The sequence below is a fragment of the Campylobacter concisus genome, from assembly GCF_002912895.1.
Lineage (GTDB): Bacteria > Campylobacterota > Campylobacteria > Campylobacterales > Campylobacteraceae > Campylobacter_A > Campylobacter_A concisus_G.
In genome coordinates, this window is record NZ_POZX01000042.1 from 1 (window position 1) to 26,757 (window position 26,757).

Genomic DNA, 26,757 nt, shown 5'->3' on the forward strand with positions numbered 1-26,757 from the left:
TTTTTATCCAAAAAACTCAAAATTTATCCAAAATTTATACTTAAAATTATAATATTCAATCTCAAAATTACGCTATAAAGTTAAAATAGTAATTTTAATAACCAAATTAGGAGAAAATATGAGATTTAAAAGCTTATTTAAACTCTCTCTTGCAGCAAGCATAGCAGTTTGTGCAAATGGGGCGGACGAGAGCGTATTAAGCGGAGTTGAGGTAACAAGTAGCAGTGGCGGATATGGCGTTGATGACATCAAAATTTCAACCAGAAATGCTGGTCTAGTAAAAGACGTGATGAGAGATATTCCTGGCGTTTATGTGGGCGGCACAAATGGAATGAATCAAAAAATTTATATGAGAGGCGTGAGCGATCGTGGCCTAAATATCACGATAGATGGCGCAAAACAAAATGGAAATACATTTCACCATAATGCCGATTTACTAATCGACCCAGATTTAATAAAAGCCGTCGAGGTTGAAGTTGGCTCAAAATCAGTCGCAAATGGCTCAGGTGCACTTGGTGGCTCGGTCGCCTTTAAAACAGTAGATGCAAAAGATTTGCTAGAAAGTGGCGAGATTATTGGAGCTAAAATCCGCTCAGGGTATGCTTCAAATAGCAGCGAATTTTCTCAAGGTCTTATGCTCTTTACAGCCCCAGTTGAAGGGCTTGACTTTATAGCTGCGATAAATCACAAAGGCTATGACTACGGCAAAAGCGGCAATGGCAATAAAATAGGTGGCGATGGAAACGACCTTAGCTATCTTCTAAAGCTTGGCTATAGCTTCCTTGATGCACATAGAATTTCTATCTCAAGAGAGCATAATGAATTTAAGGGCATTTATCCTATAAGAGCAGAATTTGGTAGTTCGCATGCAAATGATGACCACCGCAAATACGAGCGCGATACGACAACGCTAAAATACGAATACAAGCCTAGTAATCTTTTGAATTTAGAGCTAACAGCATACAATACCGAGCACAAAAAAGATGACCCTGTTTTAAAAATTTTAGGCGTAAAGACAAACGGCATAAATGCAAAGGCTAAAAGCGTAGTTGAGAGTGGTGCTTTAACACAGACTTTTAGATATGGTGCTGAGTTTTATCAAAGTAAAAATTTCAGCAAACCAGACAATCACTACCCAGAAAAGGTAAATAACTACTCAATCTACGCAGAAGATGCACTAAATTTTAGTTCGCTAACTGTTACTCCTGGCATTAGATACACTCATCACGAGCTAAAAAGCTATGATGGCAGGGCTGGAAATGTAAAGAGCTACACCTATAAATTTAATGAATTTACCCCAGCGCTTGCGCTTGACTATGAGATCCTTAAAGGGCTTAAAGCATTTGCAAGCTATGCGAGGGTCTTTAGAGGGCCTGATGTCATGGAGTCGATGTATGCAAGTAGAGCAAAAAATTTTGAAGCAAATAAAGATCTAAAAGCAACAACTGGCAATAGCTATGAAGCAGGTCTTAAATACCATGGTGATATAAATGAAGCTAGCTCATATAACCTCTCTGCAAAATACTTCATGACAAAATATAAAAATTTAATAGTTGATAACAACATAGCAAATGGAGCCTTAAAGAGGATAAATGCTGGTGGGGCTGATATAAGCGGTGTCGAGCTACTTGCAAGACTAAATTTAGACGCACTAAGCCTAGCAGCTAGCTACACTCATCAAAAGGTAAAATATAAAGATAGGGTCGCTAAAGCAAGCGGTGGCTACTATACCTCAAACGTTATCGGCTACCGCGATCAGGGCGATAAATATACATTTAACGCAGAATACGCATTTTCTAGCATTGATACGCTAATAGGCTACAACCTAATCTACTTCGCTTCAAAAAATACCATATCAGCTGGCGATAATAAAAATGTCAAGATGCCGAGCTACGCAGTTAGCGACATCTACGCTACCTATGCGCCAAGTAGCGGCAAATTTAAAGGCCTTGAGATAAATGCTGGAATTTATAACCTTTTTAACAAAGCCTATACTTCACAATCTCTGAGGATAGCTACATATACAGGCAACTCAAATACGATAGACTGGGAGCCAGGTAGAAATTTCAAGGTAAACGTATCTTATAAATTTTAACTTCAAGGCAAGGTGAGAGCCTTGCCAAATTTCTCTTTTATATAAAAATTCTAGCTTTTTTCACCATGCTGTTTGTTTTAAAATTAATATAGTATCATTTTGGCGACTAAACTTTTTGGGAGAAAAAATGAGGCAGAAGCACTTTGAAATGGTAATTGTCGGAGCAGGCATTAGTGGGACGGCGCTCTTTTATGAGTTGGCTGCATTTAGTGATATAAAAAAAGTCGCACTTTTAGAAAAATATGACGGCGTAGCTACTCTAAATTCAAACGGCAAAGGCAACTCACAAACCATTCATTGTGGCGATATCGAGACAAACTACACACTAGAAAAAGCAAAAAAAGTCTCTCGTGTGGCAAATATGCCAGTAAAATATGCCCTAAAATATAATCTTGATGGCAAATATATGTTCGCTCATCAAAAAATGGCACTAGCTATCGGAGATGCCGAAGTAGAGCGCATGAAAGAGAGATATGAGAGTTTTAAGGAGCTTTTTCCTTACCTTGAAATTTATGACAAAGAGAAGTTAAAACAGATCGAGCCAAACGTCGTTTTTGACGCAAATGGTAATGAGAGGCCAGAAAACATTATCGCCATAGGCACGCAAAATGGGCAGTTTACGACGATGGACTTTGGTGGCTTAGCAAACTCACTTGTGCAAAATGCGCTAAATTTAGGCGCAGATGGCTATGAGATCAGCCTAAACTCAGAAGTAACTGATATAAAAAAGGCTGGCGATACATTTCACATAAAGATAAATGATGGCGAAGTGATCACTGCAAACTACGTTGTAGTAGATGCTGGAGGACACTCGCTATTTTTAGCTCACAAAATGGGTTATGGGCTTCATCTTAGCACACTGCCCGTTGCCGGAAGCTTTTACTTTGCAAAAAAACGCCTGCTAAATGGCAAAGTTTATATGGTGCAAAACGATAAGCTGCCATTTGCCGCGCTTCATGGCGATCCAGATATCCTAGCTAATGGAAACACTCGCTTTGGACCAACAGCCCTAGTTATACCAAAACTAGAGAGATATCACGGCTGTTCAAGCTTTTTTGACTTTTGTAAATGCCTAAAATTTGATAAAAATGTCTTTGAAGTCTTTACAAATCTCTTAAAAGATAGCGACATCAGATCTTATATTTTAAGAAATTTCTTATTTGAAGTGCCATTTATCAATAAAAAAGAATTTGTAAAAGATGCTAGAAAGATCGTGCCAAGCCTAAGTGAAAACGATCTGAGCTATGCTGTAAATTTTGGAGGCGTAAGGCCACAAGTTATCGACCGTAATAAAAAGTGCCTTGAGCTTGGCGAGGGTAAGATAAGCACAGGCGAGGGCATAAGTTTTAATATGACTCCAAGTCCCGGGGCTACGAGTTGCTTTGAAATAGCAAGAACTGATATGATCGAAGCCTGTAAATTTTTAGGTAAAAATTTTAACGAAGAGAAATTTAACACCGAGTTTTTTGAGTAAAAATGGGAGTGTTTGATATTTTTAAAAAAGGTGTGGATATGCCAAAAACAGCACAACAAAGAAAAGATGAGAGTATAAAAATTTTAAAAAAAGAGGGCGTGGCTGTGCTTGAGAGTCTGCCACTAAGGTATGACAATAGTGAAGTTACGCCAAGAAGCGTTGATGAGATCATTGCTCGTGCGGTTTGCTCATTTACAGCGATCATGTGTGCTTGCACTATCCGCGATAATGGCCACCTAAGTGAAGATGAGATAGCTTGGGCTAAAGACTTTTTGGGCGATTTTTATAATGACCTAAGTGTAAAAGAAAAAGAGGTCGTAGAGGGAAGGGCTGATATAAATTTGGCCGTAAATATGGGCTGGAAATATGAGTCGCTTTGGATCTTGCTTTGGGCGCTTGGCATAGCTGAAGATATCGGTGAGATGGATAAAATTTGCGACTGTGAGTTTGTGATGGATGTCTTTAGAGAGGGTGGGCTCAAAAACCGCTCAAAACTGCGCAGTTTGGATGAAATTTTAAGCAAACTTGACCTAGTTTATCGTTATCACTGGGCGTGTGTGGATGCTAGGATAAATGGCAAAAAGCTTGCTGGACTTGACGAAGAGGTCGTTATGGAAAGACGTGCAGGGCTTGAGTGGTTATGTTGCAAAGGTTGGGAGAACGACGACTTAAGAGCTGAATTTAACGCTTGGGACTACCCTGATCTAAATACGTAAATTTACATTTCTGCACTAAAATAAGCCAAAAATGAAAGGAAAAACATGAAAATTTTAGTAACCGGAACGGCGGGATTTATAGGATTTCATCTTGCGAATGCCCTTGTAGCACGTGGCGATGAGGTTGTTGGGTATGACGTGATAAATGACTACTATGATGTAAATTTAAAGCTCGCGCGCCTAAAAACGGCCGGCTTTGAGACGAGCGAGATAGACTATGGCAAGCTTATCACCTCAAAAACGCATGCAAATTTAAAATTTATAAAAGCAGACCTCGCTGATGAAAAGACTATGAAAGAGCTTTTTGCTAAAGAAAAATTTGATGTAGTGGTAAATTTGGCTGCACAAGCTGGCGTTCGCTACTCGCTCATAAACCCAAAAGCCTACATCGACAGCAACATCACGGGCTTTATGAATATCCTAGAGTGCTGCCGCCACAATGAGATCAAAAACCTAGTCTATGCAAGCTCTAGCTCGGTTTATGGCTTAAATGAGAACATGCCATTTTCTACGCACGAGGGGGTCAATCACCCTATAAGCCTCTACGCAGCGACCAAAAAGAGCAACGAGATGATGGCGCACACTTATAGCCATCTATTTAACGTGCCAACGACTGGACTTCGCTTTTTTACGGTTTATGGACCATGGGGACGCCCTGATATGGCGCTATTTTTGTTTGTTGATGCCGCGCTTAAAGATAAAACCATCGACGTCTTTAACTACGGCAAGATGAAGCGCGACTTTACCTACGTGGACGACATCGTAAAGGGCATCATTAAGTGCATCGACAACCCTGCTAAGCCAAATCCGGCTTGGGACGCAAAGCACCCAGATCCTGCAACTTCAAAAGCGCCGTTTAAGGTCTATAATATCGGCAACAACAGCCCAGTAGAGCTCATGGACTACATAAAGGCGGTCGAGATAAAGATCGGTCGTGAGATCAAGAAAAATTTCCTCCCACTTCAAGCAGGTGACGTGCCAGCGACATTTGCAGATGTGAGCGATTTGGTGGCTGACTTTGACTACAAGCCAAATACAAAAGTAAACGACGGCGTGGCTAAATTTGTCGAGTGGTATTGCGAGTTTTACGGAGTTAAAATTTAAGGAAAGCAGATGAGGCGATGTGAATGGGCCAAAGGCGAGCTTGATATAGCTTACCACGATAACGAGTGGGGCAAAGTCGTAAAAGATGATAGAAAATTTTTTGAAATGATAGTTTTGGAAGGTTTTCAGGCAGGACTTTCGTGGTATGGAGTGCTTCAAAAAAGAGAGGCTATGAGAGAGGCGTTTGATAGCTTTGACCCAGAGAAGATCAAGCTTTACGGTGAGGACGAAATAGCTAAATTTATGCAAAACGAGAGGTTGATTCGCAACAGATTAAAACTAAAATCGCTTTCTGCAAACGCCATTGCATTTTTATCCGTAACCAAAGAATTTGGCAGTTTTTACGAGTATCTGTGGGGGCATTTGCTAAGAAAATTTGACCCCAAATTTGACGGCAAACAGATCATAAATCACTATCAAGATATCAAGCAAGTGCCAGCTGCTACGCCTATGTCAGACTTTGTGGCAAAGGAGCTAAAAAAGCGAGGGTTTAAATTTTTAGGCTCTGTTAGCACCTATGCCTTTTTGCAAAGTGTGGGCGTTGTAGACGATCATCTGGAATATTGTTTTTGCAAGGCAAAAGCCTGATCAGAATAATTTTTGCGGTTTTAGTCCTTTTAAATTTTGCATTTTCTCTTGACCTGCTGCGCCTTAGCGAGTATAAAGAGCAAAACGTCTCAGGCTGGCTAGCTAGCGAAAAGCTTGATGGCGTGCGTGCCTACTGGGACGGAGAGAATTTACTCTCAAGGCAGGGTAAAAAACTGAATGCACCGCTAAGTTTTACTAAAAATTTCCCAAAATTTGCACTTGATGGCGAGCTTTACGCAAAGGAGCTTAAGTTTGAAGAAATTCAAGCAACAGTGATGGATAAGTTGCCCGATGAAAAAGCTTGGCAGAGGTTAAAATTTCATATTTTTGATGTGCCTGAGGCAAATGGTGGCTTGCTTGATAGGCTTGAAGTTTTAGCTAAATTTCTAAAAAATGAGCCAAATCAAAATTTAATCATCATAAAACAGATAAAAATGCGTGATAACGCCCAATTTTTGAAATTTACTGAAAGTATCATCGCAAAAGGCGGCGAGGGAGCAGTGGTGCGTGAGCCAAATGCACCGTACGAGCGAAAAAGAAGCAAAAATGCACTGAAATTTAAAAAATTTAAAGATGCCGAGTGTGAAGTAATCGCTATAAATAAAGGTAGCGGCAAATACGCAAAATTTGCTGGCTCGCTTACCTGCAAAGCGCTTGGTGGCAAGCAGGGTGAAGAAAAAGCTGACGAGCCAAAATCTGGCACTATCTTTAAAATAGGATCGGGACTAAGCGATGAAAAGCGCCGAAATCCCCCAAAAATAGGCTCTATAATTACATATAAATTTCAAAATTTAACTGCTAATGGCAAGCCAAGATTTCCAATATTTTTAAGGGTTAGAGAAGATTAAAATTTATTCAAAAGCCTTGCTTTACTTTTGCTTTACCCTATTTTTGATAAAATTAACCACTTTTTACGAAAGGCTTAAACTTGAAAATTTTAGTAACAGGTGGTGCTGGATACATCGGCAGCCACGTAGTAAAAGCACTTTTAAGGCAAGGTAAAGATGAGATAACCATCATCGATAATCTCTGCAAAGGCTCACAAAAAGCACTTGAGGCACTCCAAAAGATAGGAAATTTCAAATTTATAAACGCAAATCTAGAAGATGATCTAAGTGAAATTTTCGCAAATGGTAAATTTGATGCGATCATCCATTTTGCGGCGTTTATCGAGGTTTTTGAGAGTATGAGCGAGCCACTAAAATACTATCTAAACAACACCGCAAACGTCGCAAGGGTGCTAAGATACGCAAAAGCTTACAATGTAAATAAATTTATATTTAGCTCAACTGCCGCAGTTTATGGCGAGCCAGACGTGGCGGAAGTGAGCGAAACAACGCCTACAAACCCGATAAATCCATATGGTAGAAGCAAGCTAATGAGCGAGCAGATCATAAAAGACTACGCAGCGTCAAATGAAAATTTTAAATTTGCGATTTTGCGTTACTTCAACGTAGCTGGTGCAGACGAAGAGGGACTTATCGGTCAAAACTATCCAAACGCCACGCACCTTATTAAGGTAGCTGTGCAAACTATACTTGGCAAGCGCAAGAGTATGGGCATTTTTGGTGATGACTACGCGACAAAAGATGGCACATGCATAAGAGACTACATTCACGTTAGTGACCTAGCAGACGCTCACATAAGTGCGCTTGACTACATCAGTCAAAACGGTAGCGAAACTTTTAACGTGGGATATGGCAGAGGATTTAGTGTAAAAGAGGTCATCGAGACCGCAAAAAAGGTAAGTGGAGTAAATTTCAAGGTGTTAAATGCGCCAAGAAGGGACGGCGATCCAGCTATCCTTATCTCAAACGCAAGCAAACTGCGCTCGCTAACAAGCTGGAAGCCAAAAAGAGATGACCTAGCGCTCATCATAAAAACTGCCCTTGAGTGGGAAAAGAAAATTTAGGGATAAGCATGAAAGTAGCAGTAATTGGAACCGGATATGTTGGACTAGTAAGTGGTGCATGCTTTGCTAAGATGGGCAACAGTGTGATCTGTGTCGATGTAGATAATAAAAAAATTGATGCGCTAAAAAACGGTGTCGTGCCGATATATGAGCCAGGTCTTGCTGATATCGTAAGTGAGTGCTACAAAAATGGCTCGCTTAAATTTAGCACGCAGATAACAGAGGCGCTAGAGCACGCAGATGTGTTATTTATCGCAGTTGGCACGCCTATGGGCGCTGATGGGCAGGCGGATTTAAAATACGTTCTCTCAGTTGCCAAATCTATCGGAGAAAATTTAAGCAAACCGCTAATAGTTGTCGATAAATCAACCGTTCCAGTTGGCACTGGAGCTAAGGTGCATGAGGTGATCGAGGCTGAGCTTAAAAAGAGAAATGTAGAGGTTAAATTTGAAGTCGTCTCAAATCCTGAGTTTTTAAAAGAGGGTGCTGCGGTTGAGGACTTTTTAAAGCCGGACCGCGTAGTTATCGGAGCTAGTAGCGAGTGGGGCTTTAGCACGATGAGAGAGCTTTATGAGCCATTTATGAAAAATCACGACAGGCTCATTTGTATGGATGTAAAGTCAGCCGAGATGACAAAATACGCTGCAAATTCGATGCTGGCAACCAAAATAAGCTTCATAAACGAGATAGCAAATATCTGTGAACGCGTGGGCGCTGATGTAAATTTAGTAAGAAAAGGTATCGGCAGCGACTCGAGGATCGGATATAGCTTCATCTATCCAGGCTGCGGATACGGCGGCAGCTGCTTTCCAAAAGACGTCGAGGCACTCATCTACACCGCTAGACAAAACGGATTTGAGCCAGAGCTTTTAAACGCGGTCGAGTCAAGAAATAAGGCTCAAAAAAGAGTGCTGTTTGAGAAAATTTATAATTTCTTTGGCGGCGATCTAAAGGGCAAGACGATTGCGCTTTGGGGGCTTGCGTTTAAGCCAAACACAGACGATATGCGTGAGGCAAGCTCGTTAACTTTGATAAAGCTTTTAGACGAAGCTGGCGCAAAAGTGGTGGCATATGATCCAAAATCAAGCGAAGAAGCTAAAAAATATATGCCAAATTTAGATATAAGATATGCTAAAAATAAGTATGACGCGCTTAATGGTGCCGATGCAATGGTACTTGTAACCGAGTGGAGCGAGTTTAGATCGCCTGATTTTATGGAGATCAAAGAGAGGCTAAGAAACGCTGTCATATTTGACGGACGCAACCAATACAACGCTAAAATTTTAGCCGAACATGGATTTAAGTATTTTCAAATCGGAGTGAAATCATGAGAAAAATTTTACTTTTTATCGCGACTTTCGCGCTTCCCTTTGCACTTTTAGCAGGCGAAAATGCGCCAAAAACCGAGGAAAATATTTTTGAGCTACCTATCTCAAAGATGCCGCCTGATTATTTTAAATACGAAGTCGCATTTTTTAAAGAGATAGAAACCGACTGCAATTTCGCCTTTTTACTCGGTGGGAAGCTTGAAGAAAAAGAGGACGCGCGCGGGATTTATTACGAATTTAGCGGCGGGGATGAGCTAGCGCAAACGATGATGCTATGCAAGGACGGAAAGAAAAAGAGGCAGGTTTATTACGAATTCACTAAAATTTTACCAGGCGTTAGCCCTATTAGAATCATAATTCCAAAAGGTGTAAGTGCGGAAATAAGAATGTATGAACGCGTAAAAAAGATAGAAGCAAAAAAGAAAGGAAAAAATAAATGAAAATAGCAGTAGTAGGACTTGGATATGTGGGACTTCCACTAGCAGCAGCTTTTAGTGAGAAGTACGAAGTAGTAGGCTTTGACGTAAATGCAAAACGTATAGAAGAGCTTAATAGTGGCTATGATAGAACGCTTGAGCTTAGCAACGAGCAGATGAAAAAAGCGATCGATAATGGCATGAAATTTAGCCTAAATTTAGATGACATCAGAAGTTGCAACTTCTTCATCGTAACCGTCCCAACTCCGATAGATAAGAATAAACGCCCTGATCTAACCCCAGTGGTAAAAGCGACCCAGAGCGTGGCAAAAGTGCTTAAAAAAGGCGACATCGTTGTCTATGAAAGCACTGTCTATCCAGGCGTTACAGAAGAAATTTGCGTGCCTCTTCTTGAAGAGAGCGGGCTTAAATTTAATAAAGACTTCTTCTGCGGCTACTCTCCAGAACGCATAAACCCAGGGGATAAAGAGCATACTGTTACAAAGATCAAAAAGATCACAAGTGGCTCAACTCCAGAGATCGCTGACAAGGTCGATGAAATTTACCGCTCTATCATCACAGCTGGCACTCACAAAGCTTCAAGTATCAAAGTAGCAGAGGCTGCAAAGGTCATCGAAAATACTCAGCGCGACATCAACATCGCCTTTATAAACGAGCTTGCGATGCTCTTTGAAAAGCTTCATATCAACACTATCGACGTGCTTGAGGCTGCAGGTACTAAGTGGAATTTCTTAAATTTCCGCCCAGGTCTAGTTGGCGGACACTGCATCGGCGTAGATCCATACTACCTAACTCACAAAGCTCAAGAGGTAGGCTATCATCCTGAAATGATCCTAGCTGGCCGCCGCATCAATGATGATATGGGTAGATACGCAGCTGATCAGGTTATAAAACTAATGATAAGAAAAGGCGTGCTTATCAACAAAGCCCGCGTGCTTGTTCTTGGTATGACATTTAAAGAAAACTGCCCAGATATAAGAAATTCTCGCGTTATAGACGTAGTTGATGAGTTAAAAGACTTTGGCTGCAAGGTCGATGTGACTGATCCTTGGGCTGATAGTGCTGAGGTAAAACACGAGTACGGTTTTGATCTAGTAAAAGAGTATAACCTAGATGACTACGACTGCATCGTGATCGCCGTAGCTCACAATGAGTTTAAAAAGCTAAATTTAAAAGGCCATTTAGTTTACGATATAAAAAATATCTACCCAGAGGCTGACGCTAGGCTGTAAGGAATTTAGTGCACAAAGTAAGCGTAAATTGTAAAATTTTACTTATATTTCTGGCTGCTTATCTGTTTGGATTTGCGGCTAGGATGCTCTGGGTATTGTGGGCAAAGGATATGCCAGAGTTTTACTTTAATGGCGAGTTTATGCTTACGACAAATGACGCATACTATTACGCAGAGGGTGCTAGAGACATGCTGGCTGGCTTTCATCAGCAAAATGACTTTAGCCCCTTTAATCACCCAATCTCAACTATAGTTTTTTATATTTGCAAAGTTTTTCCTTTTAAGATCGAAAGCGTGATGTTTTATATGAGTGCGCTTTTAGCTCCTCTTATCCCACTTCCAGTTGTTTTGATATCAAATGAGTTTAAGGCTCTTAGGGTAGGAGCTGTGGCTGCATTTATGAGTGTTATCTTGCCAAGCTATCTTTCAAGGACATCGCCTGGATATTTTGATAGTGACATGTTAAATGTCACATTTGTGCTTTTTATCATCTATTTTTTGATCAGGCTCTTAAACACAAATGAACAAAAATTTATCGTTTTGCCTGGAGTTTTTGTGTCGCTTTATCTTTGGTGGTATCAAAGCTCTTATGCACTTATTTTAAGTATTTTCTTTATGTTTTTACTATATACGCTAGTTTTTATGCGAGATAGATTGCAAAATTATCAAGCGATATTTTTTATGTTTATAAGCATCGTAAGCTCAAATGCTTTTACTAAAGATCCACTAATAGCAAATAAAATTTTGGTTTTTAATTTAGCAGTTATTGCCTTATTTTTCTCTCTTTTTTGCAAATATAAAAATTTACTCTCAGCTAGAAATTTAGCCATTTTTCTTACTTTAATGCTAGCTATTTTTATCTATTTTGGTGGTTTTGATTTCATTACTTCAAAAATGGGTATTTATGTTTTTAAAGGCAATGAAATTCTTAGCGATAAATTTCACTTTATAAATGAGCATAATTTTATCAGTGAAGTAAAAAGTGCTAGCCCTTTATATTTTATCTATTTCATGTCGGGAAATATTCTTATATTGCTGGCAGCTATTATTGGATACTTGCTACTTTGCTTGAAATTTCGTCCATTCTTACTTACATTGCCAATGCTTGGACTTGGACTCCTATCTTTCTTTGGTGGAGTTAGATTTGTTATGTACGTAACACCACTTGTTGCGCTTGGTTTTGGGTATTTTTTGCATTTTTTTTTAAATTTATTTGATTTTAGAAATTCTATTAAAAATTTATCATCTTTAGTTTTTGTCGTAGCCGCTCTTGCCATAAATTTAGATTTTGCTTATTTATATAGGCCAAACACTGTGATTAGCCGTGATGAAGCAGTGGCGCTTGATGGGCTCAAAAAGGTAGCAAAGCGTGATGATTATGTATTTTCATGGTGGGATTATGGATACGCGATAAGGTATTTTGCTGATGTTATGACTTTAAACGATCCTGGTAGACAAGGGGGCGAAAATAATTATTTTGTTAGCCTTGCTTTGGGAAAAGATGAGGCATTTTCGGCTAGACTTGCAAGAGTGGCAGTTACGTATAATGACATCTCGCTTGAGCAAAATATAAGGCCAATAGATAAAATTTTAAAAGACTACAACACAAGCGATATAAATACTTTTTTAAGTCAGCTTGAGAGTGAAAATTTCACTCTGCCAGCTGCAAAAAAAGAGGTTTTTTACTATCTTGTGCCAAATATGATTGACATCGCGCCAAATATCTTTAGATATAGCTATATCGACATTACAACTGGTAAAAAGCAAAAAGAGAATTTTTATCATGTTAGTGCATTAAATGGCGTTAGCGAAGCTGGTATTGACCTAGGAGATGGCTATACTTTGCCTACAAATGAGCAAAAATTTATCATACATAACGGTGAAAAAATAGCTGTAAAATCATTTTATAAAGTAAAAGGATCTGGAAGAGATTTACGAATAGATGAAAAAATCATAGATGAAAACGCCAAAATTTATGTGGTTTTTTTAGAAGATTATGCGCGGATATTGTTGCTTGATGAAAATGCTTTTAACTCATCTCTTGTGCAGCTTTTTATATTTGAGCGAGCAGACGAGCGATACTTTGAGCCATTTGTCATCTCAAGTGGTGTAAAAATTTACAGGTTAAAAATCTAATGCTAATCAATCTAATAAGCTCAATCGTCGTTTTTGTCGTATCAATGGGTATAAATTTCTTTCTTACGCCATTTATCTTAAAGAGCCTTGGCAACGAGGCTTTTGGCTTTGTAGGCCTTAGTAACGCCATCGTTAGCTACGCCGCAGTCGTAAGTGTAGCCATAAACTCGGTCAGCGGGCGCTTCGTCGCTCATGCGTGGCACAAAAAAGACCTAAGTCTTGCAAACACCTACTACTCATCAGTGCTTGTTGTAAATATCTTCTTTTGCGCCGTTGTCGTGGTGCTTAGCTCTATTTTCATACTAAATTTGCAAAGCTTTTTAAATGTCCCTGAAAATTTACTTTTTGATGTGAGAATGACCCTTGTTTTTTACTTTATAAATTTCTGCGTTGGGCTATTTAACGGCGTTTTGACGGTCTGCGCCTTCGTGACAAACAAGCTCTATCTGCTTTCCATCAGAAACGCCATCTCAAGCGCGATCCTAGCAGCGCTTATCGTCGCACTTTTTTATTTTTTTAAGCCATTTATTTCTTACATTGCTATCTCAGCGCTAGTTGCTAGCCTTTTTGTCTTTTTTAGCACCATTTTTATGTCAGCTCGCATCACGCCAGAGCTAAAATTTAGCCTTAGTAAATTTGACTTTTCTAAGATCAAAGAGCTTTTAAGCTCTGGCATTTGGAATAGCTTTAATGCACTAAATCGCATACTTTTAACTGGTATGGATCTTTTTATCTGCAACATTTTCGTAAATGCAAACGCCACTGGCCTTCTTTCAGTCGCCAAGGCCGCCCCTATCATACTTGAGAGCTTTGTAGCGCAGCTTAGCGGTATCTTTGCGCCAAAATTTGTCGAGCTTTACTCTAAAAATTTGATCACGGACCTCATAAAAGAGGCTAAATTTTCGATGAAGGTGATCGCCTTTGTAATGAGTGCTCCGGCAGCATTTTTCGTCGTTTTTGGACTTGATTTTTACACGCTTTGGTTGCCGTTTAAAAGTAGCGAGGAGATAAAATTTATCTATAACGTCTCTATGATCACGCTAGTGCCCATCGTCTTTATAAGCTTTGTTTTCTCGCTTTTTAACCTTGATAGCGCGACAAACAAGCTTCGCCGCCAAGCCATTGCCAACACTATCCTTGGCGTTAGCACGATCATAGCGCAGATCGCACTGCTTAAATTTAGTGACTACGGCGTTTATGGTATCGTCATCGTTGCAGCCGTTTTTTATAGCATAAGAATTCTCGGCTTTGACCTCATAAACGCTGCTTTAAATTTAGAGGTAAAGCTCACTACATTTTACGGGGTTTATTTTAAAAATTTAGCCGTTTTTGCGCTCTGCGTGCTTGCGATGTTTGCATGCAAGGACTTTGTAAGCTTAGATAACTGGCTAAAATTTGCTATCTTTGCTGCGATATACGCTGGCGCAGCTTATGTTTTGGGATATTTTTTATTTTTTAATGCCTTCGAGCGAGGCATAGTTTGGCGTAAAATTTTAAAAAAATTTAAAAGGTCTTAAATGAATGAAATTTATCTGATCTCTTTGGCAAAAGATACCAAAAGGCGCGAACTTTTGCAGCAGAAATTTAGCTCTTATGATAGCTTTAAGCTAATAGACGCAGTTGATGGCAGGGAGCTAAACGCGAGGGAGTACTATAAGATCATTTCGCCGTCATTTAAAGCTTACGGCAAGGTTTTAAGCCCAGCAGAGGTTGGCTGTTCGCTCTCGCACGTGAAAGCTTATGAGGCGTTTTTAGCGAGTGAAGCCAAATTTGCCATCATCTTTGAAGACGACGTGATCGGAGATGATAATGCCATAAAAGAGGCCTTTTTAGTAGCTAGCAAGATGCCTGAAAACAGCGTGCTGATATGTGGCATGCAAGATGGGCTAGAAGGCAGGTTTAGCGCCTTTGGCAAAAAGGTGGATACTAGCCTAAGTAAGCCACTTTGGCAGGTTTCAAAGCACTCATTTTCAAGCATTTATAGAGCAGGGGCTTACGTGCTAACTAAAAAAAGTGCTAAAAATTTGCTTGAAATTCACAAAAATGCGCTTTGTACGACTGATGTTTGGGACTATTTGCTTGGCGTTAATGATATGCAGATGTATTTTTGCGACCTTTTTGCGCACCCAATTGATCTTAGTGGCTCAAATATCGAGGGCGAGCGCCTTGAGAGGGGATACAGCGCAAATTTAAAGGCCTACATAAAAACATTTAAATTTATACTTTTCTCACGGCTTGAAAAGCTTCAAGGATATGAGAGAATTTTTAAAAGGGGCTAAATGAGCGAGCCATTAATCAGCATCGTAACCGCGACTTACAAGCGTCCAGAGCTTTTAAAAAAGGCCATAAAAAGCGCTCTAGCTCAAAGCTATAAAAACTTAGAAATAGTTGTAACTGACGACGGCGATGACGAGAGTGCGAGTGAAATTTGCAAGAGTTTTAACGACGCTAGGATCAAATTTGTAAAAAATAGCGCTCACAAAAAGAGTCCAAATGGCAACAAAAATAACGGCTTTGATAACGCAACAGGCGAGTTTGTCTGCTTGCTTGACGATGACGATGAGCTTTTACCAGAGGCGATTGCCCAGTGTTATGAAATTTTAAAAAGTGGCGAGTATTCGTGCGTTTTTGCAGACGCGATTTGCGAAAAAGATGGCGTGATGACCGAGATGATAGCTGGTAGAAGCCCATATAACAAGAGTGGGGCGATGAGCAAGGTTGATTATCACTGTGGGCGGATAAATGGGGAGTATTTTAAGCTTTTTTCACGTGAATTTATAGATGATTTTAGGTTTGATGAGAGCAGTTTCGGCGGCGAAAATGAGCTTTACATCCGTTTTTTTGAAAAAAATGTATTCTATCTTAAAAAGCCACTTTACATCTACCGCATCGCAAGAAGCGATAGTGCGACGCTAAATGCCAGCAAACACGCTCTAAACGTAGCAAACGCCTACATAAAAACGGCAAATATGCACTACGATATAGCTATCAAACATGAGCCAAAATTTCTAGCCTTGCAGTATAAAAACGCCGCTTACTATGCCAAAATAGCAGGCGAATATGGCCTTATGCTAAGGTGTATCTTTAAAAGCCTTAGTATTAAATTTAGTAAAGAGGCGTTTATATTTTTGCTGCTTAGTCCGCTTCCAAGTGGCATTTTACCAGCACTTTCAAAGCTTAGAGTAAAGATCAAACAAAGGTTTGGCGTATGAAGATATTATTTGTCACATCAACGCTTAGAAGTGGCGGTGCAGAGAGGGTTTGCGCGGTGATCGCATCAAGATTTAGCGTGGATCACGATGTAAGCCTTGTTAAATTTGACAAGGATGAGCCATTTTACGAGCTGGCAAGCGGCGTGAAGCTCATAAATTTAGGCATTGGGGCTGATGAGCTTGGCTTAATTGGAAATTTAAAAAAGAGAGTTTTGAAAGCGCTTGCCTTAAGAGCGCTCATACGAGAGGGCAAATTTGACGCTGTAATATCCTTTTTAGACGCCGTAAATACCTTGGTACTCTTTAGCTCAGCTGGGTTAAAGACGCCTATAATAATAAGCGAGCACACAAACTATCTTGCACCAAAAAGAGCGATCTTTAAGGTGCTAAGACGCATAAGCTATCCATTTGCAAACGCACTTAGCGTCCTAAGCGACGAGGATCGTGGCTACTACTCAAAATTTTGCAAAAATGTGATGAAAATTTACAACCCACTCTTTGAAGAGGTGCGCAGTGAGAGTTTTGCCAAAGAAAATTTAATCATCTTTGTTGGCAGGCTAAATAAGATAAAAAACTGCGAAATGTTTGTAAGAGTGGCTGCAAGCTTAAAGCAATGTGGCTATAAATTTGCTGTCGCTGGAGATGGTGGTGAGAGAGCAAATTTAGAAAATTTAGCTAAAAATTTGGACGCTAATATCGAATTCTTAGGCAACGTTAGCGACATCGCCTCACTTTATAAAAGAGCAAAGGTGCTGCTTTCTTGCTCAAATTTCGAGGGTCTTGGAAACACCTTGATAGAGGCGATAAACTATGACTGCGTGCGGGTTGCGACAAGAACTAGCGGGGCAAAAGAGCTTATAAAAGATGGCTTTGATGGTTTGCTTTGCGAGATAAATGACGCTGATCAGATGAGCGAAAAGCTTGCAAATTTGCTGCAAGATGAGGTAAAAATGGGCGAATTTGCCAAAAACGCAAGAGCTAGGCTTGATGAGTTTAGTGTGGAGCAAATTTATAAAAAGTGGCTGGAGCTTTTAAGGCTTGGAGGTGTGAAGTGAAAATTCTTTTTGTCATCGCCGCACTTAGAAATGGTGGGGCTGAACGCGTGCTAAACGTGCTTGCAAACGAGCTTAGCAAGGACAATGAGATCACTATCGCTCTTCTTGAAGAGGATCTTGGGCTTTATAAATTTAGTGAAAAGATAAATATCATAAACCTTAACGTCACTGGCTCAGGGCTGGCTTTAAAATTTAAGAAAATTCTCACCCTTAGAGCGCTTTTTAAAGAGCAAAGGGCTGATCTTATAATGAGCTTTATCGACTGGACAAACGTCGCTTGCGTGCTGGCAAATTTGGGGCTAAAGAGCAAACTAATAGCAACCGAGCATCACGAGCACAGCTACTTAAAAAGCAAAATCGCAGGCGCTATGCGTGATATTAGCTACCGCTTTGTAGATGGCTTAAGCGTGCTAAGTAAAAGCGACTACGCCTACTATAAATTTGCCAAAAACCGCGAGATCATCCACAATCCACTTTTTATTGATGTGCCTGAAATTTGCGAGAAGCAAAACGTTATCTTAAGCGTGGCAAGGCTGGAGGCGGTAAAGGGCTATGATGTCTATTTTGAGGCACTTAGCAAGGTGGATAAGAGCTTACTTGATGGCTGGGAGATAAAGATCGCAGGCAATGGCAGGCAAGAAGTGCAGCTAAAGCAAATGGCGTCAAATTTGGGGCTTAACGTAAAATTTCTAGGTCACATGAGTGATGTCACAAAGCTTTATAGTGAGGCAAAAATTTTTGTTCTTAGCTCAAGAAGTGAGGGGCTTTCAAATGTGCTAATAGAATCAGGTGCTTTTGGTTGCGCTAGGCTAAGTAGCGACACCGTGGGCGCAAGAGAGCTTATAGATGACGGCACGGACGGGCTTATCTTTAAAAATGGCGACGCAGATGATCTAAAAGATAAGCTTGAAATGCTTTTAAAAGATGAAAATTTAAGGCAAAAGCTAGCAAAAAACGCCAGCGAAAGTGCAAATTTATTTAGCAAAGAAAATATCATCAAGCAATGGCGAGAATTTATAAAAAAGGTTGTTAGCAAGTGAAAAAATTAGCCGTTTTTTTATACTCGATGGGACCTGGCGGGGCTGAGCGAAATGTGGCAAATTTGCTGCCATTTTTGGTTAAAAGATATGAAGTTCATCTTATCTTAATGAGTAAGGTCATCGCCTATGAGATTCCAAGCGAGGTGAAAATCCACTTTATAGAAAATAGCGATCCTTACGAGAGCGGGCTAAAGAAGCTTGCAAGGCTCTTTTTAGCGATGCCAATGCTTGCCTTTAAGTATAAAAATCTTTGTCAAAACTTAGGCATCGACACGCAGTTTGTGCTGATGAACCGCCCATGCTATATCGCTGGGGTTGCTAGAATTTTGGGCTTTAAAAAAAGGCTAGTTATCAGCGAGCGAAGCTGTCCATCGGTCCTATATAAAGTCGATTTAAGCGGCAGGGTTAATAAATTTTTACTCACTCATCTTTATAAAAAGGCTGATCTAATCCTCGCAAATGCAGCTGGCAATAAAGAGGATCTGGTGCGAAATTTTGGCATGAGTGAGGCAAAAACAAAGGTGCTTTATAACGCCCTTGATCTAAAAACTATAAATTTGCTAAAAGATGAGCCGCTAGAGAGCGATTTTAGGCCATTTTTCATAAATATCGGCCGCCTTGATAGCGGTAAAAATCAAGCTATGCTAATAAAAATCATAGCTTCCATTAACGACCCTCACGCTACGCTTGGTATCCTTGGTAAAGGGCCTTTAAAGGACGAGCTACAAAATTTAATCGACAAGCTTGGCGTGGGTGAGCGAGTAAAGCTTCTTGGCACTGATAAAAATCCATTTAAACATATAAAAAATGCCTCGTGTTTGCTTTGTGCTTCACGTTTTGAGGGCTTTTCAAATGTCCTGCTTGAAGCACTAGCATGCGAAAAAACAATTATTTCGACCGAGCATAAGAGTGGTGCAAAGGAGCTTTTGGGCGAGAGCGAGTTTGGCATTTTGGTGCCTGTTGATGATGAAAATGCGATGAAAGAGGCGATGATAAAGGTGCTTAATGCGCCTAAAATAAGGCAAAATTTTGAAAAGGTTGCGTATAATCGGGCTAAAATTTTTGATAGTAAAAATATAGCGAGCGAGCTTATAAATTTTTTGGAAAATCCTAATGAATAGAAATTTATTTTTTAAAAATTACTCTTTATACTTGATGATATTTGTCGCAGTCCTCTTTGGCATGGTTTGCAGGCTTTACTGGGTCTTTTGGGCGAGCGAGTATCCAGTCTTTTTCTGGAACAACGAGCTAATGATCAGCACAAACGACGGCTACGCATTTGCCGAGGGCACAAGGGATATGCTGGCTGGCTTTCACCAAGAAAATGACCTTAGCTACTACGGCTATCCGCTTTCCACACTTACTTACTGGATCGTGAAATTTCTAGGCGTTAAGCTTGAGACGGTGATGATTTATATGAGCGTATTTTTCTCATCGCTTGTCGCTGTGCCAGTTATCCTGATCGCAAATGAATACAAACTAAAAATGGCTGGCTTCATCGCTGCGCTTCTTGCAGTGGTTGCAAATAGCTACTACAACCGTACAATGGCAGGTTACTACGATACTGATATGCTCATCATCCCACTTAGCGTCTTTGTCGTCTGGGGGCTTGTTAGGGTGCTTGAGAAAAAGGACGCAAAAAGCCTAATAATCGCACCTTTAAGCGTGCTTATTTATATGTGGTGGTATGCGAGTGCGTTTTCGCTTATTAGCATTTTAACCGGACTATTTTTACTTTACACGCTCATCTTTGATAGAAAAAACCCACTTTTTTACCTTGAAATTTCGCTGCTTTTACTTGCCATTTCAAATCTTGATCTAACGCTTAAATTTATCGCTATCATCGCTATTTATGTGCTTTGTCTTTTTAAAAAAGAGGTGATAAATTTTAAAATTGCTCTTGGTATTTTGGCGGTTATTTTTGTTGTTTTTGTAATTCGTGGTGGACTAAATCCGATTATTTTTCAGCTTAAATTCTACGTTTTTAGAGGAAGTCCAGAACTAAGTGGTATGAGCTTTCACTTTTTTAATGTCAATCAAACCATCCAAGAGTCAAGCATCGTTGATTTTACGCTATTTTGCGAGAGGATCAGCGCAAATGTCATCACATTTTTGATCTCGCTTGCTGGCGTTGCTCTTTTTTGCTTTAAATACCGCTCATTTGCCGTCTCGCTTGGCATGCTTGCACTTGGCTTTTTAGCCTTTAAAAGCGGTCTTAGATTTACTATTTATGCCGTGCCTATCATGGCGCTTGGCTTTGGCTATTTGGTCGAGTTTATACTTTCAAATTTAAAGCTAAAAGGCTTAGTTTTAGGCCTATCAAGAGCCGTCATAACCGTGCTTGCATTAGCTCCAGCACTTATTCATATCTATGGTTACAAGGCTGAACCAGTTTTTGTGCACAAAGAAGTTGAAATTTTAAATAAGTTAAAAAGTATCGCAGACCGCGAGGACTACGTGCTTGCGTGGTGGGACTATGGATATCCGATTAGGTATTACAGCGATGTTAAGACACTGATTGATGGTGGAAAGCACCTTGGGCGTGAAAATTTTGCCGTGAGCTTTGCGCTTGGTAGCGATGAGATGAGCTCAGCAAATATGGCAAGGCTTGATGTGGAGTATACAGAGCGAAATTTCAAGGAGAGATTTAACGGCAACTTGGCTCAAATTTTAAAAGAGAGAAACGCAAGTATTGATCAGTTTTTTAGTGATATAAAGGAGGCAAATTTTAGCCTGCCAGCAAAGACAAGAGATATTTATTACTATCTTCCAGATAGGATGCTTGGTATTTTTCCGACCATTTTGCAGTTTAGCAAGATCGATCTAAAAAGTGGTAAAAATTTAAACAACGGCCTTTTTATCGTCACAAGAGCGATCTCACAAAATGAACAAGGCATCAGGCTAAGCGGTGGATTTACACTATCAAGTGATGTTACAAATTTGATCTATGAAAACAACGTTTTGCCACTAAGATCTTTCATAGAGACCGACTATGACGAGTCTGGCAAACTAAATGTCAAAGAGTATAAAAATAACGAACTCTCAAACATCTCTGTTATTTTTATGAGGGATTACGGCAGGTTTATCATTCTTGATGAGAGTATTTTAAATAGCACTTATATACAGCTTTTTGTGCTTGAAAGGTACGATCCAAAAATTTTTGAGCCAGTCATACTGGATGGGGCAGCAAAAATTTATAAGCTAAAGAGGTGAAAATGGCAAGGATAGGGTTTTTAAGTCATGCCGATATGAGCATACATTTTTTTAGACGGCCCATTATGCAGGCTTTAAAAGATATGGGTCATGAGGTCTTTGCTATCGCTCCAAAAGGTGACTTTACAAGCGAGCTTGCTAAAAGCTTTCACTCTATTACCTACGAGCTTGACAAAGCCAGCCTAAATCCACTAACTGTGATAAATAACTCAAAAAAACTATCTCAAACTTTAGGTGAGCTAAATTTAGACCTGCTACAAACTGGCGCTCACAAGTCAAATGTCTTTGGCACATTTGCTGCCAAAAACGCTGGCATAAAGCATGTGATAAATTTGGTTGAAGGCCTTGGTAGCTTTTATATCGATGATGATATTAAGACAAAGGCCGTGCGTTTTGTTATGGAGAGCCTTTATAAAATTTCCTTTGCAAAGGCCGATGCTTGCGTATTTGTAAATGACTCGGACGCTGATTATATGATCAGCCAAAATTTGATAGATAAAAGCAAAGTTTGCCGCATAAAAAGTGTAGGCGTGGATACTATCAAATTTGACCCAGCCACTACGCAGGCAGCGGATCTTGGCGATAAAAAAGTTATCTTGATGATCGCAAGGGCGATGTGGCACAAGGGTGTTCGTGAATTTTACGAGGCAGCAGAAATTTTAAACGGCTACAAAAACTGCGAATTTGTCTTTGTTGGCGAGGGCTTTGCTGGCAATAAATCAACTGCAGACGAGGCCTTTTTAAAAGGTGGCAAAGTACGTTATCTTGGTGCTAGAAACGATATCCCACAGCTTTTAAAGGCTTCTTATCTGCTAGCACTTCCAAGCTACAAAGAGGGCTTTCCAAGAACGGTTTTAGAGGCGATGAGTATGGCAAAAGCAGTCGTTGCTAGCGATGTTACAGGCTGTAATGAGGCAGTAAAGGATGGCTACAACGGGCTTTTATGTAAGGTAAAAGATGCAAGCGACCTTGCTAATAAGATAAAAATTTTGCTTGATGATGAGGAGCTTTGCGCTAAGCTTGGAGCAAATGGTAGAAACTGGGCGGTAAGCGAGTTTGACGAGCGAGTGATCGCGAAAAAATATATAGAAATTTATAGGAAATTTATAGATGTATAGAAATTTTTTAAAAAGGGTGATTGATATCTTTGGCGCTTTGTTTTTGCTCATTTTAACCTCGCCTATAATCATAGCAACGGCGATTTTTATCTACTTTAAAGTAAGTCGTGATGTTATTTTCACGCAGGCAAGACCAGGTCTTAATGAGAAAATTTTTAAAATTTATAAATTTAAGACGATGAGTGACGAGCGTGACGCAAATGGCGAGCTCTTGCCAGATGAGCAGCGTCTTGGTAAATTTGGCAAGATGATTCGTTCGCTTAGCCTTGATGAGCTACCACAGCTCTTTAACGTGCTAAAGGGCGACATGAGCTTTATTGGGCCAAGGCCGCTTTTGGTCGAATATCTACCTATCTATAACGAAACGCAAAAGCACCGCCACGACGTGCGCCCAGGTATCACGGGCCTAGCGCAGGTAAATGGCAGAAACGCCATAAGCTGGGAGAAAAAATTTGAATATGACGTCTATTACGCTAAAAATTTAAGCTTTATGCTTGACGTAAAGATCGCCTTACAGACAATAGAAAAGGTGCTAAAACGAAGTGGCGTTAGCAAAGAGGGACAGGCGACGACGGAGAAATTTAATGGCAAAAACTAAGAAAATTTACATCTACGGAGCGAGTGGTCATGGCCTTGTAGTCGCTGATATCGCTAGAAATAATGGCTATGACGAGATAGTTTTTTTAGATGATGCTAGTGAGCGTAAATTTAGCCCAGAGCTTGAAAAAGCTGACATCATAATAGCCATTGGCGAAAACAAAACAAGGCAAAAGATCACCAAAAAAGTAGAGGCTGCTGGCTTTGAGATAGTAACTTTGATCCATAAAAGCGCAGTTGTGAGTGAGAGTGCCGTGATAGAAAAAGGTGTGATCGTCATGCCAAATGCCGTGATAAACGCAAAAGCTCGCATAAAAGAGGGCGCTATCATAAACTCTGGCGCAGTGATCGAGCATGAGTGCGACATAGGCAAATTTGCTCACATCAGCCCAAATGCAGCCCTTGCTGGAAATGTTAGAGTGGGCGAATTTACACATGTTGGTATTGGCTCAAGCGTCATTCAAGGTATAAGTATCGGCAGCAGCTGTATCATCGGCGCTGGAAGCGTGGTTGTTAGAGATATAAAAGATGGTACAAAGGCGTACGGAGTGCCAGCATGCGAGCGTGCTAAGATATAAAATTTAAAAATAAGTGCTAAAATCGCGAAAAATCACGAAAGGTATGAACATGGATAGGGTTTTTTTATCTCCACCAAATATGAGTGGAAAAGAGCAAGAATATATAAAAAAAGTTTTTGAAAGCAACTATATAGCGCCACTTGGCGAATATGTAAATAAATTTGAAGAAAGTATAAAAAACTACACCGGAGCAAAAGATGCTCTTGCACTAAGCGCTGGAACGGCGGCGCTTCATCTAGCACTTCGCGTCCTTGGCGTAAAAGAGGGCGACTTTGTGCTGGCTTCTAGCTTTACTTTTATGGCTTCAGTCTCGCCTATACTTTATGAAAAAGCAACTCCAGTATTCATAGACTGCGACGAGAGCTGGAATTTAAGCCCAGAACTACTTAAAAAAGCGATCTCAAATTTACCTAAAAAGCCAAAGGCATTAGTCGTTACTCATCTTTACGGACAAGCTTCAAAGATGAAAGAAATTTGTGAAATTTGCCAAAACGAGGGCATCGCTTTGGTTGAAGATGCAGCTGAGGCACTTGGTGGATTTTACGGCGGTAAGGCGCTTGGCACATTTGGCGTGATGGGCGCATATAGTTTTAATGGCAATAAAATAATCACCACTTCAGGTGGCGGTATGCTGGTTGGTGATAAGGAATTTGTAGAAAAAGCTAGATTTTACAGCACTCAAGCTAGAGAGCCACTGCTTCACTACGAGCACAAAGACTATGGCTACAACTACCGCTTAAGCAACGTATTAGGTGCTATTGGCGTGGCTCAGATGGAAGTTTTGGAAAAAAGAGTCGAGCAAAAGAGAAAAGTCTTTGAAATTTATGAAAAAGAGCTTGGCAACGTTTTAGAATTTATGCCAGAACTGCCAAATTCTCGTGGCAACAGATGGCTCACAACTGGCGTTTTTGCCAAAAAAGATGCACATTTAAAAGTTATCAAAGCACTAGCTGATGAAAATATTGAGAGTCGTCCACTTTGGAAGCCTATGCATTTACAGCCTGTATTTAAAGGTGCGTTAAGCTTTATCGATGGATATAGCGAAGATCTATTTTCAAGAGGAATTTGCTTACCAAGTGGCAGCGATATGAGCGAGCAGGCACAAGAAAGAGTGATAAAAATAGTCAAGGAAAATGCGTAAATGTTTCATGCAACGAAGTTAAAAAGGCTCGTATTTTTCCTTCTTGGCGATGTTTTTATATTTATCTTTTCGATATATGTGGCTTATCTTTTAAGATTTAACGCCGACATCCCAGACATCTACGTACAAGGGCTTTTTGTAACGGCTGGATTTTTGATCGTATTTAAGCTCTTTTTTATGTGGATGTTTAAAATTTACAAGGTACCGTGGAGATTTTTTGGATTAAACGAAGCAAGAAAAATTTTCCTAGCTCACGTTTGCTCAGCGGTTTTATTTACGATCATTTTTTTTATCATTCAAGATTTTTTAAATCCATATCCAAGAAGCGTTATTTTCATTGATCTTCTTATTTCATGCTTACTTGTTGGGCTTTTAAGAATTTCAAAACGTATGGTGCTTGACTTTTCAAATAGACCTCACAAAGGCGAGCCTTGTATCGTTATAGGTGCGACATCAAAGGCGCTTCACGTCTTGCGTGGCTTAAAACAAGGCTATCTTGACTACTACGCAGTTGGAGTGGTAGATGGTAGAAGTGATCTTGTTGGCACTTATTGTGATGGATTTTTAGTTCAAGATAAAAAAGAGATACCAAGCCTTATAAAAGATTATGACGCAAAGACAGCTATCATAGCACTTGCGCTAGATCAAGATGAGCTTCAGGCCCTAGTTGATGAGCTAAGTGGATATGGCATAAGAGATATGAAGCTCTTCTCTCTTATCGAAAATGAGCCGATCAAGGATATCTCAATCGAAGACTTACTTGCTAGAAAGCCAAAAGACCTAAATCCAGAAGCTATTTCAAATTTCTTAAAAGATAAAAGAGTGCTTGTCACTGGAGCTGGAGGCAGTATAGGAAGTGAAATTTGTAAGCAATGCTTAAAATTTGGTGTAAGTGAGCTTATAATGGTCGAGCACAGCGAGTTTAACCTTTATAAAATAGGCGAAGATACAAAAGATAAAAGAACTGTTAGCAAGCTTGTAAATATCACAAATTTAAAAGACTTTGAAGAGGTTTTTGAAGAATTTAGACCAGAGATCGTCATCCACGCTGCAGCCTACAAACACGTGCCACTTTGCGAGCTAAATCCTCGCTCAGCAGTTGAAAACAACATCCTTGGCACAAAAAATGCAGTCGATCTTTCTAAAAAATATGGCGTTAAGAAATTTGTCATGATCTCATCAGACAAGGCTGTGCGCCCAACAAACATAATGGGTACAACTAAGCGTGTTTGCGAGCTTTACGCACTAAATTCAAATGAAGCTGGTGTGTGCGAGATAGTTTGTGTGCGCTTTGGTAATGTCCTTGGCTCAAGTGGCTCTGTTATACCTAAATTTAAGGCGCAAATCGCTGCAAATAAGCCACTAAGCGTCACTCATCCAGAGATCACAAGGTACTTTATGCTTACGTCTGAAGCATGCCAGCTAGTCCTTCAAGCAGCCTCTATCGCAAAAGGTGGAGAGCTTTTCGTACTTGATATGGGCGAGCCTGTTAAGATAGTTGATCTTGCTAAAAAGATGCTTCTTCTTTCAAATAAAGAGCATTTGGGTATAGAATTTGTAGGTCTTAGACCAGGTGAGAAGCTTTATGAAGAGCTACTTATTAACAAAGATGATGTGCAAACCAAGTATGAGTCGATCTTTGTGACACATTCAGAGCCTTACGATTTGGCACTTTTAAACTCGCAGATAAGTGAGCTTTTGCAGCTTGAGGATAATGAGATCGCACCTGCACTTAAGGTGATTGTGCCTGAGTTTAATCATGCGCTAAATTTAAAAGGCTAG

At 40.0% G+C, this 26,757-nt stretch carries 23 protein-coding genes; all 23 read left to right on the top strand.

Going from position 1 to position 26,757, the window contains the following annotated elements:
* Positions 1-118: 118 nt before the first annotated feature.
* The 23 genes from CYP51_RS05120 to pglF all read left to right on the top strand — a co-directional run bounded on the left by CYP51_RS05120 (position 119) and on the right by pglF (position 26,757).
* The gene (locus CYP51_RS05120; RefSeq protein ID WP_103624628.1) at positions 119-2,095 is read left to right on the top strand and encodes a TonB-dependent receptor domain-containing protein; all 1,977 of its coding nucleotides are present in this window, start codon (positions 119-121) and stop codon (positions 2,093-2,095) included.
* A gap of 127 nt (positions 2,096-2,222) precedes the next feature.
* On the top strand, positions 2,223-3,569 hold the full coding sequence (locus CYP51_RS05125) for an FAD-dependent oxidoreductase (protein WP_103624629.1): 1,347 nt from the start codon (positions 2,223-2,225) through the stop codon (positions 3,567-3,569).
* Between the two features lie 38 nt (positions 3,570-3,607).
* Positions 3,608-4,285 (top strand): DUF4272 domain-containing protein, encoded by a 678-nt coding sequence (locus CYP51_RS05130; protein ID WP_103624656.1) that lies wholly within the window; start codon positions 3,608-3,610, stop codon positions 4,283-4,285.
* A 45-nt stretch (positions 4,286-4,330) separates the two neighbouring features.
* Positions 4,331-5,389: an NAD-dependent epimerase gene (locus CYP51_RS05135; protein WP_103624630.1), complete on the top strand. Its 1,059-nt coding sequence runs from the start codon at positions 4,331-4,333 to the stop codon at positions 5,387-5,389.
* Between the two features lie 9 nt (positions 5,390-5,398).
* A complete protein-coding gene (locus CYP51_RS05140) occupies positions 5,399-5,977 on the top strand; it encodes a DNA-3-methyladenine glycosylase I (protein ID WP_103624631.1) in 579 nt (192 codons plus the stop codon).
* The gene (locus CYP51_RS05145; protein WP_103624657.1) at positions 5,977-6,825 is read left to right on the top strand and encodes a DNA ligase; all 849 of its coding nucleotides are present in this window, start codon (positions 5,977-5,979) and stop codon (positions 6,823-6,825) included. The genes CYP51_RS05140 and CYP51_RS05145 overlap by 1 nt, the downstream gene beginning before the upstream one ends.
* An 80-nt stretch (positions 6,826-6,905) precedes the next feature.
* Positions 6,906-7,889: a UDP-glucose 4-epimerase GalE gene (galE, locus tag CYP51_RS05150; protein ID WP_103624632.1), complete on the top strand. Its 984-nt coding sequence runs from the start codon at positions 6,906-6,908 to the stop codon at positions 7,887-7,889.
* 8 nt (positions 7,890-7,897) lie between these two features.
* Complete coding sequence (locus tag CYP51_RS05155; protein WP_103624633.1) at positions 7,898-9,220, top strand: UDP-glucose dehydrogenase family protein; 1,323 nt, start codon at positions 7,898-7,900, stop codon at positions 9,218-9,220.
* Positions 9,217-9,657 (top strand): ecotin family protein, encoded by a 441-nt coding sequence (locus tag CYP51_RS05160; RefSeq protein WP_103624634.1) that lies wholly within the window; start codon positions 9,217-9,219, stop codon positions 9,655-9,657. Before CYP51_RS05155 ends, CYP51_RS05160 begins: the two co-directional genes overlap by 4 nt.
* Positions 9,654-10,886, top strand: coding sequence for a nucleotide sugar dehydrogenase (locus CYP51_RS05165; protein WP_103624635.1), 1,233 nt, complete (start codon positions 9,654-9,656; stop codon positions 10,884-10,886). The genes CYP51_RS05160 and CYP51_RS05165 overlap by 4 nt, the downstream gene beginning before the upstream one ends.
* An 8-nt stretch (positions 10,887-10,894) precedes the next feature.
* On the top strand, positions 10,895-13,021 hold the full coding sequence (locus CYP51_RS05170; protein WP_103624636.1) for an STT3 domain-containing protein: 2,127 nt from the start codon (positions 10,895-10,897) through the stop codon (positions 13,019-13,021).
* A complete protein-coding gene (locus CYP51_RS05175; protein WP_103624637.1) occupies positions 13,021-14,538 on the top strand; it encodes an MATE family efflux transporter in 1,518 nt (505 codons plus the stop codon). Before CYP51_RS05170 ends, CYP51_RS05175 begins: the two co-directional genes overlap by 1 nt.
* On the top strand, positions 14,539-15,300 hold the full coding sequence (locus tag CYP51_RS05180; RefSeq protein ID WP_103624638.1) for a glycosyltransferase family 25 protein: 762 nt from the start codon (positions 14,539-14,541) through the stop codon (positions 15,298-15,300). It begins immediately after the preceding gene.
* Positions 15,301-16,233, top strand: coding sequence for a glycosyltransferase family 2 protein (locus CYP51_RS05185; protein WP_087586195.1), 933 nt, complete (start codon positions 15,301-15,303; stop codon positions 16,231-16,233).
* Complete coding sequence (locus tag CYP51_RS05190; RefSeq protein ID WP_103624639.1) at positions 16,230-17,288, top strand: glycosyltransferase; 1,059 nt, start codon at positions 16,230-16,232, stop codon at positions 17,286-17,288. Before CYP51_RS05185 ends, CYP51_RS05190 begins: the two co-directional genes overlap by 4 nt.
* A complete protein-coding gene (locus tag CYP51_RS05195; RefSeq protein WP_103624640.1) occupies positions 17,285-18,328 on the top strand; it encodes a glycosyltransferase in 1,044 nt (347 codons plus the stop codon). Before CYP51_RS05190 ends, CYP51_RS05195 begins: the two co-directional genes overlap by 4 nt.
* A complete protein-coding gene (gene pglJ / locus CYP51_RS05200; protein WP_103624641.1) occupies positions 18,325-19,449 on the top strand; it encodes an N-acetylgalactosamine-N,N'-diacetylbacillosaminyl-diphospho-undecaprenol 4-alpha-N-acetylgalactosaminyltransferase in 1,125 nt (374 codons plus the stop codon). The genes CYP51_RS05195 and pglJ overlap by 4 nt, the downstream gene beginning before the upstream one ends.
* Positions 19,442-21,541, top strand: a complete 2,100-nt coding sequence (locus CYP51_RS05205; RefSeq protein WP_103624642.1) for an STT3 domain-containing protein — start codon at positions 19,442-19,444, stop codon at positions 21,539-21,541. Before pglJ ends, CYP51_RS05205 begins: the two co-directional genes overlap by 8 nt.
* A 2-nt stretch (positions 21,542-21,543) precedes the next feature.
* Positions 21,544-22,659 carry a N,N'-diacetylbacillosaminyl-diphospho-undecaprenol alpha-1,3-N-acetylgalactosaminyltransferase gene (pglA, locus tag CYP51_RS05210; RefSeq protein ID WP_103624643.1) on the top strand — a complete coding sequence of 372 codons (1,116 nt, stop codon included), beginning with the start codon at positions 21,544-21,546 and terminating at the stop codon, positions 22,657-22,659.
* Positions 22,652-23,257 (top strand): undecaprenyl phosphate N,N'-diacetylbacillosamine 1-phosphate transferase, encoded by a 606-nt coding sequence (pglC, locus tag CYP51_RS05215; protein WP_103624644.1) that lies wholly within the window; start codon positions 22,652-22,654, stop codon positions 23,255-23,257. Before pglA ends, pglC begins: the two co-directional genes overlap by 8 nt.
* Positions 23,244-23,834, top strand: coding sequence for a UDP-N-acetylbacillosamine N-acetyltransferase (gene pglD / locus CYP51_RS05220; RefSeq protein WP_103624645.1), 591 nt, complete (start codon positions 23,244-23,246; stop codon positions 23,832-23,834). The genes pglC and pglD overlap by 14 nt, the downstream gene beginning before the upstream one ends.
* A gap of 49 nt (positions 23,835-23,883) precedes the next feature.
* Positions 23,884-24,975 carry a UDP-N-acetylbacillosamine transaminase gene (pglE, locus tag CYP51_RS05225; RefSeq protein WP_103624646.1) on the top strand — a complete coding sequence of 364 codons (1,092 nt, stop codon included), beginning with the start codon at positions 23,884-23,886 and terminating at the stop codon, positions 24,973-24,975.
* Positions 24,976-26,757 (top strand): UDP-N-acetylglucosamine 4,6-dehydratase (configuration-retaining), encoded by a 1,782-nt coding sequence (pglF, locus tag CYP51_RS05230; protein ID WP_103624647.1) that lies wholly within the window; start codon positions 24,976-24,978, stop codon positions 26,755-26,757.

Excerpts from the sequence above, each read along its gene's own strand:
- CYP51_RS05205 (WP_103624642.1), top strand. The coding sequence starts at position 19,442 with ATGAATAGAAATTTATTTTTTAAAAATTACTCTTTATACTTGATGATA.
- pglC (WP_103624644.1), top strand. The coding sequence starts at position 22,652 with ATGTATAGAAATTTTTTAAAAAGGGTGATTGATATCTTTGGCGCTTTG.
- pglE (WP_103624646.1), top strand. The coding sequence starts at position 23,884 with ATGGATAGGGTTTTTTTATCTCCACCAAATATGAGTGGAAAAGAGCAA.
- CYP51_RS05120 (WP_103624628.1), top strand. The coding sequence starts at position 119 with ATGAGATTTAAAAGCTTATTTAAACTCTCTCTTGCAGCAAGCATAGCA.
- pglD (WP_103624645.1), top strand. The coding sequence starts at position 23,244 with ATGGCAAAAACTAAGAAAATTTACATCTACGGAGCGAGTGGTCATGGC.
- CYP51_RS05165 (WP_103624635.1), top strand. The coding sequence starts at position 9,654 with ATGAAAATAGCAGTAGTAGGACTTGGATATGTGGGACTTCCACTAGCA.
- CYP51_RS05175 (WP_103624637.1), top strand. The coding sequence starts at position 13,021 with ATGCTAATCAATCTAATAAGCTCAATCGTCGTTTTTGTCGTATCAATG.
- CYP51_RS05180 (WP_103624638.1), top strand. The coding sequence starts at position 14,539 with ATGAATGAAATTTATCTGATCTCTTTGGCAAAAGATACCAAAAGGCGC.
- CYP51_RS05125 (WP_103624629.1), top strand. The coding sequence starts at position 2,223 with ATGAGGCAGAAGCACTTTGAAATGGTAATTGTCGGAGCAGGCATTAGT.
- CYP51_RS05155 (WP_103624633.1), top strand. The coding sequence starts at position 7,898 with ATGAAAGTAGCAGTAATTGGAACCGGATATGTTGGACTAGTAAGTGGT.
- CYP51_RS05135 (WP_103624630.1), top strand. The coding sequence starts at position 4,331 with ATGAAAATTTTAGTAACCGGAACGGCGGGATTTATAGGATTTCATCTT.
- pglF (WP_103624647.1), top strand. The coding sequence starts at position 24,976 with ATGTTTCATGCAACGAAGTTAAAAAGGCTCGTATTTTTCCTTCTTGGC.
- CYP51_RS05130 (WP_103624656.1), top strand. The coding sequence starts at position 3,608 with ATGCCAAAAACAGCACAACAAAGAAAAGATGAGAGTATAAAAATTTTA.
- CYP51_RS05160 (WP_103624634.1), top strand. The coding sequence starts at position 9,217 with ATGAGAAAAATTTTACTTTTTATCGCGACTTTCGCGCTTCCCTTTGCA.
- pglA (WP_103624643.1), top strand. The coding sequence starts at position 21,544 with ATGGCAAGGATAGGGTTTTTAAGTCATGCCGATATGAGCATACATTTT.
- CYP51_RS05185 (WP_087586195.1), top strand. The coding sequence starts at position 15,301 with ATGAGCGAGCCATTAATCAGCATCGTAACCGCGACTTACAAGCGTCCA.
- CYP51_RS05190 (WP_103624639.1), top strand. The coding sequence starts at position 16,230 with ATGAAGATATTATTTGTCACATCAACGCTTAGAAGTGGCGGTGCAGAG.
- CYP51_RS05140 (WP_103624631.1), top strand. The coding sequence starts at position 5,399 with ATGAGGCGATGTGAATGGGCCAAAGGCGAGCTTGATATAGCTTACCAC.